At 43.6% G+C, this 17979-nt stretch carries 23 protein-coding genes; 10 read left to right on the top strand and 13 right to left on the bottom strand.

From position 1 onward, the window contains the following. Positions 1 to 50: 50 nt before the first annotated feature. Both LCL89_RS09255 and LCL89_RS16785 read right to left on the bottom strand, forming a co-directional pair. The gene (locus LCL89_RS09255; protein ID WP_197317944.1) at positions 51 to 518 is read right to left on the bottom strand and encodes a divergent PAP2 family protein; all 468 of its coding nucleotides are present in this window, start codon (positions 516 to 518) and stop codon (positions 51 to 53) included. Between the two features lie 141 nt (positions 519 to 659). Further along, positions 660 to 785 carry a hypothetical protein gene (locus LCL89_RS16785; RefSeq protein ID WP_263620689.1) on the bottom strand — a complete coding sequence of 42 codons (126 nt, stop codon included), beginning with the start codon at positions 783 to 785 and terminating at the stop codon, positions 660 to 662. A 208-nt stretch (positions 786 to 993) separates the two neighbouring features. Here LCL89_RS16785 and LCL89_RS09260 point away from each other — a divergent pair, with 208 nt between their 5' ends. Next, positions 994 to 1257 (top strand): hypothetical protein, encoded by a 264-nt coding sequence (locus tag LCL89_RS09260; protein ID WP_224809847.1) that lies wholly within the window; start codon positions 994 to 996, stop codon positions 1255 to 1257. A gap of 31 nt (positions 1258 to 1288) precedes the next feature. Continuing rightward, on the top strand, positions 1289 to 1756 hold the full coding sequence (locus tag LCL89_RS09265) for a DUF4367 domain-containing protein (protein ID WP_224809848.1): 468 nt from the start codon (positions 1289 to 1291) through the stop codon (positions 1754 to 1756). A 78-nt stretch (positions 1757 to 1834) separates the two neighbouring features. Here LCL89_RS09265 and LCL89_RS09270 read toward each other — a convergent pair whose 3' ends face one another. Together LCL89_RS09270 and LCL89_RS09275 are read right to left on the bottom strand one after the other, a co-directional pair. Further along, entirely contained in the window at positions 1835 to 3298 is a 1464-nt protein-coding gene (locus LCL89_RS09270) for a protein adenylyltransferase SelO (RefSeq protein ID WP_224809849.1), read from the bottom strand. A 106-nt stretch (positions 3299 to 3404) separates the two neighbouring features. Further along, a complete protein-coding gene (locus LCL89_RS09275; RefSeq protein ID WP_224809850.1) occupies positions 3405 to 3560 on the bottom strand; it encodes a hypothetical protein in 156 nt (51 codons plus the stop codon). 151 nt (positions 3561 to 3711) lie between these two features. On the opposite strand from LCL89_RS09275, the gene LCL89_RS09280 reads away from it, so the two are divergent. Then, on the top strand, positions 3712 to 5082 hold the full coding sequence (locus LCL89_RS09280; RefSeq protein WP_224809851.1) for a trypsin-like peptidase domain-containing protein: 1371 nt from the start codon (positions 3712 to 3714) through the stop codon (positions 5080 to 5082). A gap of 64 nt (positions 5083 to 5146) precedes the next feature. Here LCL89_RS09280 and LCL89_RS09285 read toward each other — a convergent pair whose 3' ends face one another. Next, entirely contained in the window at positions 5147 to 5335 is a 189-nt protein-coding gene (locus tag LCL89_RS09285) for a hypothetical protein (RefSeq protein ID WP_197317949.1), read from the bottom strand. Between the two features lie 193 nt (positions 5336 to 5528). On the opposite strand from LCL89_RS09285, the gene LCL89_RS09290 reads away from it, so the two are divergent. The 5 genes from LCL89_RS09290 to LCL89_RS09310 all read left to right on the top strand — a co-directional run bounded on the left by LCL89_RS09290 (position 5529) and on the right by LCL89_RS09310 (position 8531). Continuing rightward, positions 5529 to 5954: a DMT family transporter gene (locus tag LCL89_RS09290; RefSeq protein WP_224809852.1), complete on the top strand. Its 426-nt coding sequence runs from the start codon at positions 5529 to 5531 to the stop codon at positions 5952 to 5954. A 488-nt stretch (positions 5955 to 6442) separates the two neighbouring features. Next, positions 6443 to 7141: a Crp/Fnr family transcriptional regulator gene (locus LCL89_RS09295; protein ID WP_224809853.1), complete on the top strand. Its 699-nt coding sequence runs from the start codon at positions 6443 to 6445 to the stop codon at positions 7139 to 7141. An 11-nt stretch (positions 7142 to 7152) separates the two neighbouring features. Then, positions 7153 to 7641, top strand: coding sequence for a DMT family transporter (locus LCL89_RS09300; protein ID WP_224809854.1), 489 nt, complete (start codon positions 7153 to 7155; stop codon positions 7639 to 7641). A 158-nt stretch (positions 7642 to 7799) separates the two neighbouring features. Next, the gene (locus LCL89_RS09305) at positions 7800 to 8120 is read left to right on the top strand and encodes an ArsR/SmtB family transcription factor (RefSeq protein ID WP_318245614.1); all 321 of its coding nucleotides are present in this window, start codon (positions 7800 to 7802) and stop codon (positions 8118 to 8120) included. 48 nt (positions 8121 to 8168) lie between these two features. Continuing rightward, positions 8169 to 8531: an ArsI/CadI family heavy metal resistance metalloenzyme gene (locus LCL89_RS09310; protein WP_224809855.1), complete on the top strand. Its 363-nt coding sequence runs from the start codon at positions 8169 to 8171 to the stop codon at positions 8529 to 8531. Between the two features lie 86 nt (positions 8532 to 8617). Here LCL89_RS09310 and LCL89_RS09315 read toward each other — a convergent pair whose 3' ends face one another. Together LCL89_RS09315 and LCL89_RS09320 are read right to left on the bottom strand one after the other, a co-directional pair. Further along, positions 8618 to 9079 carry a hypothetical protein gene (locus LCL89_RS09315; RefSeq protein ID WP_224809856.1) on the bottom strand — a complete coding sequence of 154 codons (462 nt, stop codon included), beginning with the start codon at positions 9077 to 9079 and terminating at the stop codon, positions 8618 to 8620. A 131-nt stretch (positions 9080 to 9210) separates the two neighbouring features. Beyond that, positions 9211 to 9420 (bottom strand): hypothetical protein, encoded by a 210-nt coding sequence (locus LCL89_RS09320; protein WP_224809857.1) that lies wholly within the window; start codon positions 9418 to 9420, stop codon positions 9211 to 9213. An 83-nt stretch (positions 9421 to 9503) separates the two neighbouring features. On the opposite strand from LCL89_RS09320, the gene LCL89_RS09325 reads away from it, so the two are divergent. Next, on the top strand, positions 9504 to 9800 hold the full coding sequence (locus tag LCL89_RS09325; protein ID WP_224809858.1) for a hypothetical protein: 297 nt from the start codon (positions 9504 to 9506) through the stop codon (positions 9798 to 9800). A 62-nt stretch (positions 9801 to 9862) separates the two neighbouring features. On the opposite strand, the gene LCL89_RS09330 is transcribed toward LCL89_RS09325, so the two are convergent. From LCL89_RS09330 to LCL89_RS09355, 6 genes are all read right to left on the bottom strand, one after another. Next, positions 9863 to 10327: a hypothetical protein gene (locus LCL89_RS09330; RefSeq protein ID WP_224809859.1), complete on the bottom strand. Its 465-nt coding sequence runs from the start codon at positions 10325 to 10327 to the stop codon at positions 9863 to 9865. 55 nt (positions 10328 to 10382) lie between these two features. After that, positions 10383 to 10577 carry a hypothetical protein gene (locus tag LCL89_RS09335; protein ID WP_224809860.1) on the bottom strand — a complete coding sequence of 65 codons (195 nt, stop codon included), beginning with the start codon at positions 10575 to 10577 and terminating at the stop codon, positions 10383 to 10385. A 44-nt stretch (positions 10578 to 10621) separates the two neighbouring features. After that, the gene (locus tag LCL89_RS09340; protein ID WP_224809861.1) at positions 10622 to 11269 is read right to left on the bottom strand and encodes a hypothetical protein; all 648 of its coding nucleotides are present in this window, start codon (positions 11267 to 11269) and stop codon (positions 10622 to 10624) included. A gap of 30 nt (positions 11270 to 11299) precedes the next feature. Continuing rightward, on the bottom strand, positions 11300 to 11479 hold the full coding sequence (locus tag LCL89_RS09345; RefSeq protein ID WP_224809862.1) for a hypothetical protein: 180 nt from the start codon (positions 11477 to 11479) through the stop codon (positions 11300 to 11302). Positions 11480 to 11673: 194 nt separating this feature from the next. Next, positions 11674 to 15087 carry a hypothetical protein gene (locus LCL89_RS09350; protein ID WP_224809863.1) on the bottom strand — a complete coding sequence of 1138 codons (3414 nt, stop codon included), beginning with the start codon at positions 15085 to 15087 and terminating at the stop codon, positions 11674 to 11676. A gap of 253 nt (positions 15088 to 15340) precedes the next feature. Further along, positions 15341 to 16855, bottom strand: coding sequence for a malate:quinone oxidoreductase (locus LCL89_RS09355; protein WP_224809864.1), 1515 nt, complete (start codon positions 16853 to 16855; stop codon positions 15341 to 15343). A 392-nt stretch (positions 16856 to 17247) separates the two neighbouring features. Between LCL89_RS09355 and LCL89_RS09360 the strand changes: the two genes are divergently transcribed. Beyond that, the gene (locus LCL89_RS09360) at positions 17248 to 17829 is read left to right on the top strand and encodes a WxL domain-containing protein (protein ID WP_224809865.1); all 582 of its coding nucleotides are present in this window, start codon (positions 17248 to 17250) and stop codon (positions 17827 to 17829) included. The last annotated feature ends 150 nt before the right edge of the window (positions 17830 to 17979 follow it).

Genomic DNA, 17979 nt, shown 5'->3' on the forward strand with positions numbered 1-17979 from the left:
CCTGCTTAATAGAAGAGACTTGTACTAACCGAATAGTACAAGCCTCTCCATCACTTATTTTCAAATTTAGCTGATAATACACCCAGCACGATTCCAAGGATGGCACCACCAGCCACCTCAATCGGCTGATGCCCCAGCAATTCTTTCAGTTCTTTCTCCCTCTCGACAAATTCGAAGCTCGGAAAATCGCCGGATAGTTGGGCAAAATTATCTTCCAAATCATTGACCAATTGTGCAATTTCACCTGTATGACGCCGTATGCCCTGTGCATCATACATGACGATGACACCGAACGTCGTGGCCAGAGCCGTTTCCGTATGGCTTGCTCCTTTATTGGCAGCCAGATATGCAGCAAGCGCAGATACTCCAGCAGAGTGTGAACTCGGCATGCCGCCTGTGGTCGCCACCTGGCTCCAATCCCATTTTCCAGTCAATTTTTTGTGAGTTAAAATTTTCATCCCTTGAGCGATTCCGATTGCGGATAGTGCAGTCAAAATTCCTCTATTCATTTTCTTCACTTTACGCCCTCCGTTTCGAGCTTTCTTTACAGATTGCTTCTCTTATTTGCATTACCCGAAATCAAAGGTTTTATTCTACCGAATCATTTTTTGATATGTAGAAAGGCGGAAATCTTCGCGACTTCCGCCCTTGTATATCATTTACTTGATACGGTCATCCAACCGCTTGCCTGTTTTTGAAATCGTGATCCGTTCTTCTCCGGAACTCGGCTGCACCGCGTCACGGCCTTTTTGGATGTTGCGTTTGGATTTGGATTTTTTACTCATTGCTCGTCCACCCCTTTAAAAGTTTGGTACAAAGTTATTTTCTTCTTGATCAATCAACTTATTCTAAAAATCATTTATGAATCCTCAGCGATTCCTTAATAATAGTCCTGCTTTTCACCGGTACTAGTTGGAATATTATGTTAAGGTTGAATAAGCGGAATCACAATGAAATTTTCTTCTCTTTTCAAAAGGTATAACAGAAAATCATTTGGATCACTTAAGATCCGGAGGAGGTTTTCTAATAAGAATAATTGTAAGTAATGCAGCGTTAGCTATCGTCACCGGGATCTCTTTATACTTATTGTTAGACAGTAAGATAACCGGGCTTGTTCTATTCATCAGCCTCAGCATCATTGCAGATTACATAAGAAAGTTAGAGAAACAAGCCAACATTGAAAAGAAGGAAACAAAAAAAGGTATCATCAGCTATATGATTACAGGACTGATTTTTCTACTCATTATTTTAATGTGATGTTCCATAATCACATAAAGGAGGATGATCGATGAAATATGGTATCAGTGTTTTCGTTACTCTATTGTTCATCATTGCAGGATGCTCTTCTGAACCACTGAACCTCTATGAGATTGATGAATCCAAGGTCAGCGAACAATTGAATGGAATCAGTTTCGAATACCTCCTCCCATCAGGGCTGCCTTTCGAGGCTGAGAGCATTCAAGCTGGACAACCGATAACCAATTCTTCAGAAGTTTTCGTAGTAGAATTTTACGGAGAAGATGGACAAATGATTTCAATGAATGCATTAAACAGAGAAGTAACTCCTACACTGGAATCCAAAAGTGAAGAAATAGAGGTCGGGGATTACGAAGGGAAGTATTTTAACGAGAATAGTACCGAATATTTGTTTTGGGAAGTGGAAGGAGTCACATACATTTTGACTTTACCAGCTAAAGAAAGTAATGAAGACTTGGGAAAATCGAATTTGCTCACTATAGCTGAAAACTTTCAATAAGGTCTTTAACTTTTCTGGGTACTGAATAAAATGAGCGTCACAGGTGATTTTCCTGGACGCTCATTTCTTTGTTTAGAATCAAGTACCGCAATACGTTTGATAAGGTAAATCTGAAGGTGCAGGAAGCTTAGTATAGGGTTCTTGTTCCTCTGAATGAGCATAAGGATCAGACAATGCTTCCAACAAACGCCCCATCACCGTGTAATCTCCCCGGCTTAACGCTGCTTCCAGTGCCTCTTCGACACGGTGGTTACGAGGAATGACAGCAGGATTCGATTTTTTCATCAGTTGGAAAACTTCTTCTTTGGAAGCTTCCTGTCTCTCCAGTCTCGCCTGCCACTGTTTGTACCAGCTCTTGAACTGAGTAGACTCGAAGATCGGCTCTTCCGGGAACTGATCGAACGTCAGAGCACGGAACGTATTCGTGAAATCCGCCTCATGTTTTTTCATGATATCCAGCAAATCCTCGATGATCGGCTCATCCTGCCCTTTTGCATCCGCCATACCAAGCTTCGCTCTCATGCCTTCAAGCCAGTGCTCATGGTGAGCTGGATCGAACTGGGCAATCGCAGCCTGAGCGATTTTCACCGCTTCTTCCTGTTCATCATCAAAAAGCGGTAACATCGCTTCCGCTAAACGAGCCAGATTCCATTTGGCGATCGGAGGCTGATTCATATACGCATAGCGGCCTTGCGTATCAATCGAACTGAAGACCGTTTTCGGATCATACGTATCCATGAACGCACACGGTCCATAATCAATCGTTTCTCCACTGATCGTCATATTATCGGTATTCATCACGCCATGGATAAACCCGACCAGCTGCCACTTGGCAACCAATGCGGCCTGACGCTTGATGACATTCAGGTAAAGACCGAGGTATGGATTTTCGTCCTCTTTCAACTCCGGGTGATGACGGTCGATAGCGTAGTCGGCAAGTTCCTTAAGTTCCTCGACTCCCAATCCCCTTGCATACTCGAAAGTACCGACTCGGAGATGACTGGACGCCACCCGGGTGAGGACCGCTCCTGGGAAATCCGTTTCACGCATCACCGCTTCCCCTGTCGTCGCGACAGCTAAACTGCGGTTCGTCGGTATACCGAGTGCATGCATCGCTTCACTGATGATGTACTCACGCAGCATCGGGCCAAGATGCGCACGCCCGTCCCCTCTCCGCGAATAAGGGGTTCGGCCTGAGCCTTTCAGCTGGATATCCAACCGCTCACCGGAAGGCGTAATCTGTTCGCCAAGCAGCAACGCCCGTCCATCCCCAAGGTTGGTAAAATGACCGAACTGGTGGCCGGCATAAGCTTGTGCGATCGGATCCGCTCCTTCAGGCACCTCATTTCCTGCAAGGATGGCTGTTCCCTCATCACTACGGAGAGCTTCAACATCCAGTCCCAACTCTTCAGCTAGATTCCGGTTGAATGCGACCAGCTCTGGAGAGGTCACAGGCGTAGGCTGGGCATGAGAGTAAAACCCGTCCGGGAGACGTGTATAACTGCTCTCCAAGTTCCAGCCCATATTATATTTTGAATTCATGATTGATCACCTTCATTATTTGACTTCTTTCTATCGTAGCACCCTTGCACAAAAAAAGAAAAGCGCCTGACCTTCACGTATTTGAAGTTCCAGACACCCTCTCTTTTCATGCTTTTTTGTCTGCTTCCGCCGCGTTTTTTGCCAACAAGTCTTTGACCTGATTATAGCTCAAACCGGATTGTTGGTTGAGGCGCTTCACCTCATCAATGTCGGTCCCGGCACTCGTTAACCGCCTTTTTGGTTGTTCTTCATGCTTTCTCATTTCAAACACCTCCTGAATTTACGTTTTCTAAGTTCCACCTTTTTATGCGAAAAAGAAAAATATGTCGAAATTCTTGTCTTTAAAAACCATCAAACGGCTATACATAAAAGGTATAATATAGAAAAATAGTGAGTATATGGAGGTGCTCGGCATGCTGTGTCCAAAGTGCCAGTCATCGAACACCGATCAAGCGAGATTCTGTGTCCAGTGTGGTCATTCAATGACCCCTTCCTCTAAGAAGCACATAGGATGGCTGTTTGTCATTGTCGTTTCATTTTGTCTTGTGTGGACGGGAGTCATCTACTATTATTTTGAGAATAAAAAGGAACTCGTTGAGGTCACAAATGAACCACAGCCAGCTGAGGTAGTCGAAACAACGGTAGAAAAGCCGAAAACCGATTCTGATGCTGAAAAGACCTCCCCTACTGAGAAGGACAAGGATGCCCCTTCCACAGCTCCAAAGCCAGATACACCTGAAGGCAAGGAAAAAAAGGAAATCATCGACAAAGCCCAGGGGAAAGTCTATACCATCCTTACTGATCACAGCCAAGGATCAGGATTTTTGTTCAAGAAGAACGGGACGGTCGTAACCAACGCTCATGTAGTCGCAGGCTTCACGGATGTGCAGGTGAGGAACAGGAACGGGTCTCAAATGAGCGGGAAAGTCATCGGGATTTCCAATGTTTATGATGTGGCTTTAATTCGTGTCGACCAGCTTGCGGGGCAGTCACCTTTACCTATTGAAACGAAAAAGTCGAAAGTGGGTACGGAAGTCATTGCTTTAGGAACTCCGCTTGGTTTGGAAAATACGGCTTCCATCGGTTATTTGACAGGGGTCGACCGATCATTTGAGGAAGGGTTCAAATACGAAAATGCTTATCAGATCGATGCTCAAATCTCACCAGGCAGCAGCGGTGGTCCTTTACTGGATGGAGAAACCGGGAAAGTGATAGGAATCAATTCTGCACGGTTGAATGCCGATAGTTCCATTGGATTTTCCATTCCGATGTATACGATGACTGATCAACTCAATTCCTGGTCAAACGCACCAATGAGTACTGATGACGTCATAAACGCCTTCGCTATCGACAATTCCATGGATGATTATGACTTTGGAGAAGAATATGAGGAAGAACCGTATGAGGATGACTACCCATCAGCTTTTGATGAGGCAAGTCTTTCTGCGTTCATCATCGAGTTCCGAAACAATTACGAGCTGGCTTTAGAACAGGAAGACTTCAGTTACATTGAACCTTATTTGGAATACGAAAGCACCGCTTACCGGGATTTATATGAGTACTTGCATGAAACATTCGGTAAAGGGATGATTTTTGAATTCACTCAGAATCAAGTGACGAATGTCGAAATCCAAAACGATTACGCCATTGTGAGTACTTTTGAAACCTTCGACTTTATGAATGCAGCTGGAGAATGGAGTGTCTATGAAAGGATCAAAGACTATGTGGTGGTGATGGATGAATTCGATAGATATATGATCAGGAATATCGAAATCCATCAATAATATCCATTCAAGAAGTGAACCTGTGTCTGTTGGTGTCTCCACCATCAGGCACAGGTTCATTTTTTTACAACTTCCCGGCGTTTTTCAAATGTTCTTCCAAGATCCCATATAAACTGGGATTTCCTCTTTTCGATTCCGGCTTCCGGTTCACTGAGGTGAGCTTTCCATCTACATTCATATGGATGGAATCGCTTGATTCGTTGTACCAGACACTTAAAGGTACAGATAATGTTTTTGTTTTGGATTCTGACAAAACTTCCATCTCCCTTCTTGAACTAACCCTATATACAAGGAGATCATTTGTCAAAAAGTGGACATACATCTAAAGTTATCCTTAAAGTAATACAACCTTTTCAAGGAATTTACATCGTTTCGGACATTTGTCCTTTTCTACTATAAAAAAATGAGTTTCAATGGATAAAGACGAAAATAAAGGAGATTATTTTATGAAAGGTGTATTCTTTTCGATCCTTGCAGGCCTTTGTATCACCCTGCAAGGCATTTTCAATTCTAAGATGGGAACCGAATTGAGCGGATGGCATACGACTGTTGTCGTTCACTTTGTTGCATTCAGTCTGTCCCTCCTCGTTTATATGCGTGTGAAAGATGGAAACAAAGCTGGGATGAAGCGTGTTTCCCCTATCTATTTTATCGGAGGAGCCTTCGGGGTCCCTGTCGTCTTCTCTGAATTGACGGCTATTCAACTATTAGGTCCGGCAGCCGCCATTTCGATTCTTCTCGTCGCTCAACTCGGCGCAGCATTTTTTGTCGAGCTTCTGGGATGGTTCGGAGAGAAAAAGCAGTTGATCAAAAGTCACCAGGTAATCGGTCTCACCATGATTGTTGCCGGTGTGCTTATTTTTAAAATGTAGCCTGCACCTATATTACCCATCACACCTATGAGCCGGATAGATGAAGTCTCTCTAACTTCGGTTGAAGTTCAGGTCCATCATGAAATAAAGTTTGGCTGGGCTGGGAAACGACTCCCTTTCCTGCGGGGGAACGGGCAAGCCTCCTCAGGTAAACCTTCCGGGGTCTCGCCACGCTCCTTCTCCCGCGGGAGTGTCGCCGTTTCCCACCCCAACCGGCCGAATCATGACTAATGGACCTATGTTTATAAAAATAGAGTTGCCAACAGAGCTTAACTCATTTATAGCGTTTCCGTCCCTCTCATTAACGCAAGGGGGGCCGGGGAATCGGGAGACTCCTGTGGGAATAACATGTCAGTTGAGACCCCGGAAGGCTAAATGCCTGAGGAGGCTCAGCGCATGCCCACGGAAAGCGAGTGATTTCCCGGACCGCCTTCTTTTAGGCAAGGTAAAGGAAACATTACTGAAAAAACAGATTCAAAAGGTAAGGAATGAAGGATATGAAAGAAATCGATTATTGTCCGGTGCGGATCGAGGAGTTTGGTCTTGAGAGAGTCTTTACCGACGAGTCCATAAACCGGATGACTTACTTTAAAATGAACAAAGGAGACACGCTGTGTGTAAAAGGCGATGAACTCGACCATATGTACTTTCTGCTGAGCGGGAAGATCAAGATTCACACCGTCTCACAGGAAGGAAAAGGATTGATCCTCCGTTTCAAAACCCCGATGGCAATCATCGGAGATGTCGAATACATCCAGGGAAACTCTGTGTTTCATACTGTAGAGGCGGTCACTGATGGATATCTTATGGCGATCTCATTTCAGGACTTGAAGGTATATGAACAACACAACACCCACTTCCTCAACTTCCTGCTTGAAGTAATCAGTCATAAGTTTTACACCGAATCCCATGCATCCACGTTGAATATGCTTTACCCTGTCGATGTTCGCCTGGCAAGCTACCTGCTTTCCATATCTGAAGACGGGAAAGGATCGACGTTCCACGAAGAAATGAGAACGAGAAACCTACAGGAATTCGCGGATGTGATGGGGACAAGCTATCGTCATTTGACCCGCATCCTTTTGAGTTTTCATCAACAAGGAATCATCGAAAAACAACGAGGCTCAATCAAAATCAAAGACCTGGAAAAGCTTCGGGAAAAAGCGAAAGGCAACATTTACGAATAAGGAGCGAGATTATGTTCGGCATTCTATTATCCATCATCGCAGGTGTCCTCATCAGCCTGCAGAACGTATTCAATACCAGGATCAGTGAAAAAGGCGGATCCTGGGCGACGACGACCATCGTTCTCGGCATCGGCTTAGTCGTATCCATTCCTGTATTCTTCATCATGGATGACACCCACTTGCTGGATTTGGGTGGCGTCCATCCGATCTACCTTCTCGGTGGAGTATTCGGCGTCGGCATCGTCTACGGACTGATGCGTGGCATGCAGGAACTTGGTCCGGCCTATGCCGTCAGTCTTGTCATGGTATCTCAACTGGCTCTCGCTTCAACAATCAATACATTCGGTCTTTTCGGATTTGAAGAAATGGCATTTACGATTGAAAAAGCGGTCGGCCTTGGTCTGCTCATTTCAGGCGTGCTCGTTTACAAACTGGGTGGGAAAGTCAAGATTTTCGAAAAAACGAAGAAGGATACAAAAACGACGGTCTACGATGTGTAGGTCGTCGTTTTTATTCCTTGCTTGCTATTACCTACCTATTTCAGGTGTCTTTTTCAATTTTTGTTAATCAATTTTGTTTGATTAATTAGTTGACTTTTAGAATAAACTGGAATAAGCTTACATTAGATCAAAAAAAATTGATGTAAGGAGGACCACAGGTGAATAAAGAAATTCCCGCTACAGATGTATCCCTGGAAAGAACATTCAGCCTGTATGAAAAAAAGTTCAAAGCCCTGGCTGATCATCGCCGTCTTCACATCCTTCACGAAATCACAGAACACGGCGAAGTATGCGTCTGTGACCTATCGGAAAAGCTGCAGCTGCCGCAATCCAAACTGTCCTACCATTTGAAACTTTTACTGGACGCCCAGTTGATTGAGAAAGAAACCCGTGGGACCTGGAGCTACTACACGTTGAATCACTCAGAAATCAACCACCTCTTATCAGAAGAGCTTTGCTGTTTATTCCGTCGTGATTAAATTTTTTTCTTCAATAAATCAAAAAAAATTGATATAGGAGGACCAAAGATGAATGTACATGTAGGATTGAATGTGGTGGATCTTGAGAAATCGATCGAGTTTTATAACAAGGTGTTCGATGAAGAACCTGTAAAAGTCAAAGAGGATTATGCTAAATACTTACCAGAAGGACTTCAATTCAATTTCACACTGAATGTCACCCCTGAAGTATCCGGGAATCAGGTCGGCCATTTCGGCATTCAGGTCGAAGAACAGAAAGCGATTGAACAACAGAAAGAACGCCTTGAAAAGCTCGGATTTTTCACACGTGAAGAAAAAGAAACGAACTGCTGCTATGCTCTGCAGGATAAGTTCTGGATCACGGATCCGGACGGAAATGAGTGGGAATTCTTCTATACGAAGAAGAGCTGATCAACGTTCGTGGAAAAAGACTCGCTACAGGGGTTAGCGAGTCTTTTTTCATTCATCATATATAGGGTTTCTGGTTTGTTGAAATATCACAAATCTCGTATTGCTGTATTCAATTTACTATATGTTTGTTTATCACCTTGTACGTAGAACGCCAGTATGTTTTTAATCGTATATGCTTTATGAGTGACTACTTGTGCAGTAGCTGTTCTCTCTTTGAAATCTTCCATCCCCAGCTCCCTTGAGGCTGCAGATGGAAAGACATAAATGGTTAATTCAGAACCCTCTATGGAGTAGACTTCCGGTGAAATACCATTCAATGTTTGGATGAAAAGATTATCATCCGGTAAATCTGCGCCTTCTAATACCAATCCTTGTTCAGAAATAGCGTTTTCCACCTCTTCTAAACTGATATCAGCCGCTTCACCGGATCCTTTTTCTGCAATCTGACCACAAGCACTAAGAACGAATGCGATAAGTACAAAGGCTATAATATGCTTGACCTTAATCCCCTCCTTCTTTTCCTTTCCCTTATTAAGTAGACGAACCATAACCTCCAGAAGTTACTAAAAGAACGCTTAAAATAATATGTGAGCGTTCTTTTCAAACTTTTTCCGCCATTTATCCACTGAAGCTTTATGAATATTCTTGCTCACCAACTGTTGTCAGTGATGTCACTTCTTCATAGAATTCTCTCCAGTAAAAAGCCGACCCCGAGGCCTATGAAAATCGGCAGGATGGAACCACCGACTTCAAGTCCCCTTCCTTCTGCTGTTGTATATTCGTTCCGATAAGAAAAGTCGAGCCATTCCACATCAATGAAAATCCCGAGTGTGTATAAGAGAATGATCGTAACGATGGATGCAAGGAATGGGACGAATGTTTTAAGCATGAAACCTCTCCTTTTTTTCATAACCTAACTATCTGAAACCAATCACCTGAGTTATTCGTAACGAATAGTAAGGAGGTGTACATATGGGCATATTGGTTTTATTTTTAATCATTGCTGTTTTTTCAACCATTGTCTATTCCGCTTATAAACATTCAGTCTACCAAAAAGGGAATATCGTCTTTCACTTGGACGAATGGTATAAAGACTATAATAAATATGTAAAAGCTATAGAGGTTGAACTGAAAAACAGAGGCAGAGAAGCGAACTATCTTGGGAGTTTTCACTTTGAAATAGATGGAAAGTTGTATGTATTTCACCCACAGATTGTCACACAGGCCCGTGTTCCCACCCAGCGTACCATACTGATTCCCAAAAAATGAGTGGGCATTTTCATCCAATCTAGGCACTGTATATGCTGGCATGGAAGAAAGTAATGATAACCTCAGTCCTTTACCTCAACAGAAAACGCGTAACTCCCATCGCCACGCTCCCATTCAGCAATGATGTGGTATACATATACACCTTCTTGTTCCGGTACTGTGATCTTGCTGTCGATTACGTCCATATCCTTCGGAGGATCGACATCGTTCCATTGCTTGACCTCTATCGACCCTTCAGTCGGAGCCTGTTCGAAACTTATGTTTACCTTCTGGCCAGGCACAACTTCCGTTGGTTCATGATTCATGCCCATTTCAATTTCATTCGCGTATGCTTTATCTACACATTTCCCTTGCGAATCCCCTTTCCAGCAATAAGAGCCCTGGGTAGTAGGAATATTCACTTCACCGACTGACACTTCAGGTGAAGGTGGTTCCATCGGCCCCTCAGAGTCTGTCAGAGCCGTAATCAATACATATGTACCTATAATCAGCAATCCTATGCCCATCCATATCGAAAATTTTTTCATTTGTCTCAACCCCTATAGAGATGTGACGTTTCAATCCTTAATAGAGTTCCATATTTCAGCTTACAGTCTTCAAGTGTCTTTTTATTCTTGCTCTTACTTCAATAGAAAAATAGAATACTGCTGTGATAAACAATATAATGGAAAGAAACAGGACAATCCCATTCCATTCACCATCAAAAATGAGGATATTCATGAAAGTGATTGAATGCATTAATGCGATGATAGTAAATAATATCGTAGTAGTCTTCATAAACATTTTCTCCCTCTGCACAACCGAAAGTCCGTTTACTCGGTCTACTCCTCTTCTTTATCCTTGTATAGTTCCGACTCTTCTCTTATCTCCACCTTAAAGACAAGCGCGTACTCCGCCTCCTTCACTGTTTCGGGTAAGACCGTCTGATCCACAAACCCTCCACCTGTCAATTGATTTTGACTTGTTCCAATAAGGTAGGACAAATAGAGCGGAGTGCCTTTGGTGACCGTAACGTCCTCTTCAAAGGAATCAAAACGGTAGCCTCGAAGATCTTTTGGCATGGTGGTTGTGCCTCTGGCATACCCTTTTGGATTTCCGAGAGTAAGATAGGTTTCCTTTTCTTCAAGCAGGACCTGGAAGGAATGCAAGCCGCCATCAAATTCCTTGGCATCTCCTGTTCTTGATATAGATACTATTTTCTCTTTCGGCTCTTCATCTGCCTCGTAAACGATGACAGAAGATACAACAACATCACCTTTTCCCAATTTCCCACTAACTGTATAGAAAGTTTTATGATCAACACCCATTTGAGTGACAAGACTTTCTTCACGCTCCGTCAGTTCGGCTGGCTTGATGACCAGTGAGGAAGATTTGTCTTGATTTGTTCCCTCTTTGGTTTCACTTTTTCCTTCGGATGTACAAGCGGATAATAACACCATGATTCCAATCATAATAATAAATCTATTCATTTACACTCTCCTTTCTTATATTAACGGTGTTTAGTTAAATAAAAACAATGCAATGACTCCCACTACCATCATCAACAAAAAACTTCCAAACAGAAAATAACCGATGATTCTTATAAACAAAGGAAGCCTTCCCCTCCCCGTCTTCGGAGAGCCTTCAATATGTTGTTGATGAGCGATTACATCATTGAATGGCTTATTGTTGTAGTTCATAGATTCAAAGCACCGCCTTTTTAAAGTGGAAACGCATGATTGCACAAGTCCTCTTCATTCGTATACGAAAAACCTCGCGTTTAGTTTCATACAGTTTCTCAATAAATGGAATCCCCTCCTAAAGACCCCGTGGTCATTTATAAATGTAATCAAAAAGCACTCAACAGGATTTGTTGAGTGCTTTTCATGATTATTCAATTCCATCGCTTCAAAGCGAGCCACAGTCGTTTTAACTTCCGTTCTACAGGCTTGCCGCTGCTCGACTGCTGCTTCTGCCATTCATTGTAGCTTGCCACACTAATCAGAAGTAGACCAGCGATCAACAAGTACACCCACCACGGGGCATTGCCCCAGTATGGTTTTGTCTGATAAAGTACATTGAATATCAATACACCCATACCGACGAAAAAGTAGGATTTGATTTTCAACTGCATACCGGCGACCATCGATACGAGCGATAGCCCGCCGATGATCCAGGCATCCCAAATCGTATGACTTTGAATCGCATCAACGACGAGAAACGCAGCCACCAATAAGAGGATGCCGAACTGGACTTGGTTCATGATGAACGGATAGGCTTTCCACGTCCGTACTCTCAAATAAACGAGCAGTCCAAGGACCGGCAGTGCCTGAAGTTCCGCTTCAATCAAATCAGGAATAATAGATTGATAATCAACCAGAACGAGCACATAGGCAGAATAAAAACCCACCATACCAGCCGTGAAGGAAATCCCTGTGATCAAAGGGGCTTTCCATTTGCGGGAAGTGATCCACAACCATCCGCCAGCCAAAACAAGCGGAAGTATATGGATCCATATACTCTCTTCCATGGATGTGTACGTCACGAGAAAAGCGATATAAACGAGCGCCATCCATGAATAGGCGTCGACATTCTTTTTCCCGTCCAACAAGTGGGTATGAAAATGATATCCTGCGCCCATCAATACGAAAATACCCGCGATAAGTGCAACAATCATGGACCGGGGCTCCCAAACGAATCCCACCGTTTCCCAGATGCTGATCGTCAAAAGCAGCGGGACGAACCGGACCCAAGGCCATCTCCGAATATGGAGGAAGACCAAATTCAGGACTGTATAGCCGAGGATGAGCACCAGCTCGACATTTGACACTCTACCCGTCTGACTCGTCAAAAACATCAGACCGATAAGAGAGAAAGGAATCCAGTACCACTCCAATCGTTTCTTCCAAACGTGCGGAATAGCGACCCATATTCCACTGAGCAGCACACTCGTAATCAAGAACGCATGTAGAGCATCTCCCCACCACCCGTAATATTCAGGTACAGTGAGGATGAGCAGAAACAAAACACTTGATGCTGCGTATAACATGGCACTGATTTCTGACTCCCTAAGAGCACTCAAAGAACTATACAGATAAACAAGCAATGGGACCATCAGAAAAGCAGGGTGAACCGGATCGAATACGAATTGATTCAACAAAATGAGAACGATTATGAAAGGCTGAACGATATGGGCCAGCCAATAAAAGTACGGACGCATATCCCCCCATTTCCTGCTCCCCACCTCTGCAAGAAGAATCAACAGTACAGGTGCAAAAGTGATGTAGATCACCATCGATTCATGTGCTTCAAACCCGAATGGATCGATCAAGGATAAATAAAATCCGAGCGTGACGAGCGACACAAATCCCCACAGAACCGAATACTTGGCATACTGGACGAGGCTGTACATCATTGCGATTCCAACCGAAAGCATCAAGGGACGGATGACGTTCACGTCGACACCTGGATAGTCAATTAAGAGGACGATCGCCCCCAGGTAAGTTCCCTGTCCGACATAAAAAGTCGTGGAAGATAGCTTCCTCTTTCCCATAAGCCGCCAACCGAAGAAGACCGCGATCAACAGGACACCTGTAACTCCTATGTGGAACGGAAACGCAAAGGTTTCCTCGTACCGTGGCAGCCACCCCCGAAGAGGTTCATAGAAGAATGTGGATGCCAATACAAGGGCAGCGGGATTCGTCCATAGTGCGATTTTCTGGATGAATTTCCTTCTCGATTTTTTAACGGTAAGATAAGCGAGCATGCTGATACCGAAAAACATCAGAGCAGTTTTTCCGTAGGCAGATACCAGCACGCTGAACCCGATACTTCCGAATAGAACAATCAAAGAAGTATAAAAGCTAGATGTCTTTACTACGCTCATCCAACGGTTTCTGCTCCACAAACCCGCATATACGAATAACACCACAGCTCCTCCATATAGGAAGAAGTACAACGGTCCGAGATCCACCAGTGACCAAAGCTGACCTAAACTGATGAAGTAAAAGATCGGTGTCATGTATTTAAATACAAGGTGAGGCGTCACATTTGCTAAAAGGAAATAGTTGAACGTGATGACTACATAAGCGAAGAACAATAACCATGCCCCTTCGTCCCCTCTTAAAGCAATCGCCTCATAAGTGATGAATACGAATGCACAAAAGGAAACGACACCACTCGTATAGTGGAACACTTTTTGTATGAATGCATGATTGTTGAAAGCATAGGCAAAACCGAGATACAACAGTCCAGCCAAAGCATAAATGGTCCAGTCAACCTGCTCTAGCGGAGAGTGCTCGACCAGCTGATAGATGGCGTACACCATCATGACGGAAAAAACGAACTGATACTCCTTCGTTTTGTAGACGAACACCATCGCCATGTAAATGCTTGCGGTCAACAATAAGTTGAAGCTGTAGAACACTTCACTCTCGAAAAAGAAAAGCATCAACAATGTCGATAACACCAAATTCAATTGAGCGAATAAAGGCAGTTCCTTCGTAAACAACTGGATCCGTCTATCGTCCTTATAACGTACATACGCTGCAATGAGCGCAGCATTGTAAACCATCAGCATCAAATAAAATCCGTCTGTTGTTAAAGGCGTAGACCCAAGGGCAAACCCGACCGACAACGTAAGGAATAGGAAGGAAATCCAAACGTACATCCGTGATTGATGAACGATGGCATGTCGGACATACAACGGAAGCGGAAGCAATGTGCCGATCAGTCCGAGAAGATACTTCCCCTCACCGAAGAGTGATAAGTAACTCCCGAATAGTTCAAAATATCCGATGGCAAGAATCGTAATCGGAATCAATAAACTTCCGAGCGTCAAAAAAGCGAATGACGTCTGATGGATCTTCAAGAATCGTCCGGTGCCATAGCTCAACCCGAAGAAGAACAAGGAAACGAACGCAATTGAAACGACTTTCACCCCAGGTCCCATTTGTGCCCATTGACTCGTCGCCACGATGAGACCGGTGATCAACAGTAAAGCCACTCCGAGAATCAACGACCAGGTGATGTTCCGTTCACGGATCTGTTCAGGCGTCTTCACTTTTTTCTTCTTCTTGGGCTTGGCTGGTTCAGGAGTTTTCACCTGCTCTTGTTCATGTTCAACCGCAGGCTGTTCTTTTGCCTCCGATGAAGTTTTGGCTTCCACATAGGAGCGCTCTCCGTCCATGACCTGCTCGTACGTCTCTTTTGAAATGTAGCCATTCGCCATCAGGTGAAACAGCTTTTCTTTGAATACTTCCTGTTTCCACACTTCGGGCTTCCGTTCGTCTGAGTGATGTCCCGCCATGATTCACCCTCCCTTACATCTTAAGTGTAATTTTACACCTTAACTGTGTGTTCTTCAACCATTTTTTTCAATATTCTTTTACGTATGCACGACTGATACGTTCCAACATTTATTAAGTAAATTTATTTATTCACGTTCATGTAATGAGTGAAGTGTTATCAATATTCATCACATTTAAATTGCTGGACCTCCGTATATAAACAAAAAAAAGGAAGGTTTAATAATCTTAAACCTTCCCTTGACCTTATATCATTCAGCTGTATGCCTGTTTTTTCTCATCAGTACTCGTTTCAAGTTCCAACGCACGATCGGCTGTCTCATGAACCTCTTCGAGAAGCTCAGGATTTTCCGCCAGCTGCTTCCCATAAGAAGGAATCATTTCCTTGATTTTCGCTTCCCATTGTCCGATGTGGTCAGGGAAACAATTTTCAAGCACTTCCAACATGACCGATACCGCAGTAGAAGCTCCCGGAGAGGCCCCTAACAAGGCTGCAACCGAACCGTCAGAGGAGCTGACGACTTCTGTCCCGAATTGCAGCGTTCCTTTTCCGCCATCTTCTGTATCCTTGATGACTTGGACACGCTGACCCGCCGTGACAAGGTCCCAATCTTCGCTTTTCGCATCCGGAATGAACTCACGCAAATCTTCCATGCGCTTGTCTTTGGATGCAATGACCTGCTCAATCAGGTATTTTGTCAAAGAAGCGTTCTTCACGCCGGCAGCCGACATCGTCATGAGATTATCGGACTTCACGGAAGTAATCAAGTCCATCAGTGAACCCGTTTTCAAAAATCTAGGTGAAAATCCGGCAAACGGGCCGAACAGCAATGATTTCTTCCCATCAATGAAACGAGTGTCCAGGTGTGGCACAGACATCGGAGGAGCTCCGACCTTTGCCTTTCCATACACTTTGGCATGATGCTGCTCGATGATCTCTGGATTCTTACATACCATGAACACCCCACTTACAGGGAAACCACCGATTTGTTTGGATTCCGGAATGCCTGTTTTTTGAAGCAAATGCAGACTTCCTCCTCCACCGCCGATAAAGACGAAATCGGTCGTATGGTATTCAATTCTATCACTTTCCAAATCATGGACTTTCACTTCCCATGATCCGTCACTCGTGCGCTTAATATCTTCTACACTATGTTTGTAGTTGACCTCAAGACCGCCGTTCTCAAGATTATTGAACATTTTTCGCGTCAAATCACCGAAGTTGACGTCCGTACCTTGATCGATCTTCGTAGCCGCAATCGGCTCGTTCAAGTTCCGATCATTCATGATCAATGGAATCCAATCCTTCAGCTGATCCGGATCCTCAGAAAATTCCATCGCTTTGAACAAAGGATTTGCCGACATCGTTTGATAGCGCTTTCTCAGAAATTCTACATTTGAAGCACCATGAACCAAACTCATATGTGGCAGAGGCCGAATGAATTCGTGTGGGTTGCGGACTTTTTGTGTGTTGACCAAATAAGACCAGAACTGTTTGGAAACATTGAATTGTTCGTTGACCTTCACAGCTTTTTCAATATCAATGGAGCCATCAGGCTGCTCTTTCGTATAGTTCAGCTCACAAAGGGCCGCATGCCCGGTACCCGCATTATTCCATACGTTCGAGCTTTCTTCACCTGCGCGGTCGAGCCTTTCAAAAACACGGATGTTCCATTCGGGCGCCAGCTCTTTCATAAGTGAGCCCAATGTTGCACTCATAATTCCTGCACCAATCAAGATTGCATCTGTCTTCGTGTAGTTTTTACTCATATGCTACTCAAACTCCCCAAGTTTTACAGAAATAGATATCGTCGATCTCCTATTGCGTCACAGCAAGACAAAAGTCGACTCCGTCCACATCTTTTCTAGATTTTTTATTCCAATCTAATTTTATCATTATTATCTGTAAATTCAAATATCTACCCATATGTTGGTAATCCACATTCTTTCATTATCGAGATTTGCTTTATAAATCCGTAGATTTTGTGATAAATTATCGAAAAATCATAGATTTTCTTCAAATAAAATAGTTATAATGTAACTATTAGAAATTTTATAATAACTTATTTATTATACCAAATTATTACATATATTTACAACTGTAAGAGTAGGACATTTGAAACCTCATAATAAATAAAATCACATAAAAGGAGTAGGTGAATATGAAAAGGAAGTTTTATCAATTTGGAATCAGCTTATTGCTGTTCTTCGGGTTGCTTACAGGAGGTACACAGGCAGTCACAGCAGCAGGCGCAGTCGTCATTACCGGTGAAGGAGCTCCAAGCCTCAGTGCAATAACCGTCGGAGATTTTTCAGGAGTGACCCTTGATGGTACGACACAAACCACTACTTTAGTACTTCCATCCTTCACGGTAACAGATGCTACGGGGACAGGGGCAGGATGGAATGTCAATTTATCTGCTACTCAATTCAGTGAAGCAGACCCTGGCACTAAAACCTTGAGCACAGGATCGCTCACTCTGACGACTGCACCAGATGTTGCCTTGGCAGATACTGAATCTTCCCCCACCAATACGGTTACGGTAGCTGACGCAGGACCATCTGCAACCATTGACGAGGGCAGCGGAATCAAACTTTTGTCTGCTGCAGTAAATGGCGGTATGGGAAGTTACACGATCGGCGGTACGACACCTGCAGTTTTGACTCTTACATTGAAGCCAAAAGAAGTTTATGAAACTACCTATAATTCGACGCTAACTTTTACAGTTTCTACTGGACCATAAGTTTTTAGTAATTCGTTTATTATCATAAACATAAGGACTCCTGTCCTCTTTTGAAAAGCAAAAGGTTCCAGACCTTTTGCTTTTCTGCATCTTAAGCTTGATTACATATGTTTACAAATTGTTATTCCGTAATAATACAAGTCAGTGAGA

Origin of the sequence: Halobacillus yeomjeoni, assembly GCF_020171525.1 — a bacterium.
Lineage (GTDB): Bacteria > Bacillota > Bacilli > Bacillales > Halobacillaceae > Halobacillus > Halobacillus yeomjeoni.

What these genes read in the sequence shown, in the direction of transcription:
- LCL89_RS09275 (WP_224809850.1), bottom strand. Translation starts at nt 3,560, where the DNA reads ATGAGAAAGCATGAAGAACAACCAAAAAGGCGGTTAACGAGTGCCGGG.
- LCL89_RS09265 (WP_224809848.1), top strand. Translation starts at nt 1,289, where the DNA reads ATGAAATATGGTATCAGTGTTTTCGTTACTCTATTGTTCATCATTGCA.
- LCL89_RS09340 (WP_224809861.1), bottom strand. Translation starts at nt 11,269, where the DNA reads ATGAATAGATTTATTATTATGATTGGAATCATGGTGTTATTATCCGCT.
- LCL89_RS09350 (WP_224809863.1), bottom strand. Translation starts at nt 15,087, where the DNA reads ATGGCGGGACATCACTCAGACGAACGGAAGCCCGAAGTGTGGAAACAG.
- LCL89_RS09295 (WP_224809853.1), top strand. Translation starts at nt 6,443, where the DNA reads ATGAAGGATATGAAAGAAATCGATTATTGTCCGGTGCGGATCGAGGAG.
- LCL89_RS09315 (WP_224809856.1), bottom strand. Translation starts at nt 9,079, where the DNA reads ATGGTTCGTCTACTTAATAAGGGAAAGGAAAAGAAGGAGGGGATTAAG.
- LCL89_RS09360 (WP_224809865.1), top strand. Translation starts at nt 17,248, where the DNA reads ATGAAAAGGAAGTTTTATCAATTTGGAATCAGCTTATTGCTGTTCTTC.
- LCL89_RS09290 (WP_224809852.1), top strand. Translation starts at nt 5,529, where the DNA reads ATGAAAGGTGTATTCTTTTCGATCCTTGCAGGCCTTTGTATCACCCTG.
- LCL89_RS09270 (WP_224809849.1), bottom strand. Translation starts at nt 3,298, where the DNA reads ATGAATTCAAAATATAATATGGGCTGGAACTTGGAGAGCAGTTATACA.
- LCL89_RS09310 (WP_224809855.1), top strand. Translation starts at nt 8,169, where the DNA reads ATGAATGTACATGTAGGATTGAATGTGGTGGATCTTGAGAAATCGATC.
- LCL89_RS09330 (WP_224809859.1), bottom strand. Translation starts at nt 10,327, where the DNA reads ATGAAAAAATTTTCGATATGGATGGGCATAGGATTGCTGATTATAGGT.
- LCL89_RS09280 (WP_224809851.1), top strand. Translation starts at nt 3,712, where the DNA reads ATGCTGTGTCCAAAGTGCCAGTCATCGAACACCGATCAAGCGAGATTC.
- LCL89_RS09335 (WP_224809860.1), bottom strand. Translation starts at nt 10,577, where the DNA reads ATGAAGACTACTACGATATTATTTACTATCATCGCATTAATGCATTCA.
- LCL89_RS09355 (WP_224809864.1), bottom strand. Translation starts at nt 16,855, where the DNA reads ATGAGTAAAAACTACACGAAGACAGATGCAATCTTGATTGGTGCAGGA.
- LCL89_RS09325 (WP_224809858.1), top strand. Translation starts at nt 9,504, where the DNA reads ATGGGCATATTGGTTTTATTTTTAATCATTGCTGTTTTTTCAACCATT.
- LCL89_RS16785 (WP_263620689.1), bottom strand. Translation starts at nt 785, where the DNA reads ATGAGTAAAAAATCCAAATCCAAACGCAACATCCAAAAAGGCCGTGAC.
- LCL89_RS09345 (WP_224809862.1), bottom strand. Translation starts at nt 11,479, where the DNA reads ATGAACTACAACAATAAGCCATTCAATGATGTAATCGCTCATCAACAA.
- LCL89_RS09320 (WP_224809857.1), bottom strand. Translation starts at nt 9,420, where the DNA reads ATGCTTAAAACATTCGTCCCATTCCTTGCATCCATCGTTACGATCATT.
- LCL89_RS09300 (WP_224809854.1), top strand. Translation starts at nt 7,153, where the DNA reads ATGTTCGGCATTCTATTATCCATCATCGCAGGTGTCCTCATCAGCCTG.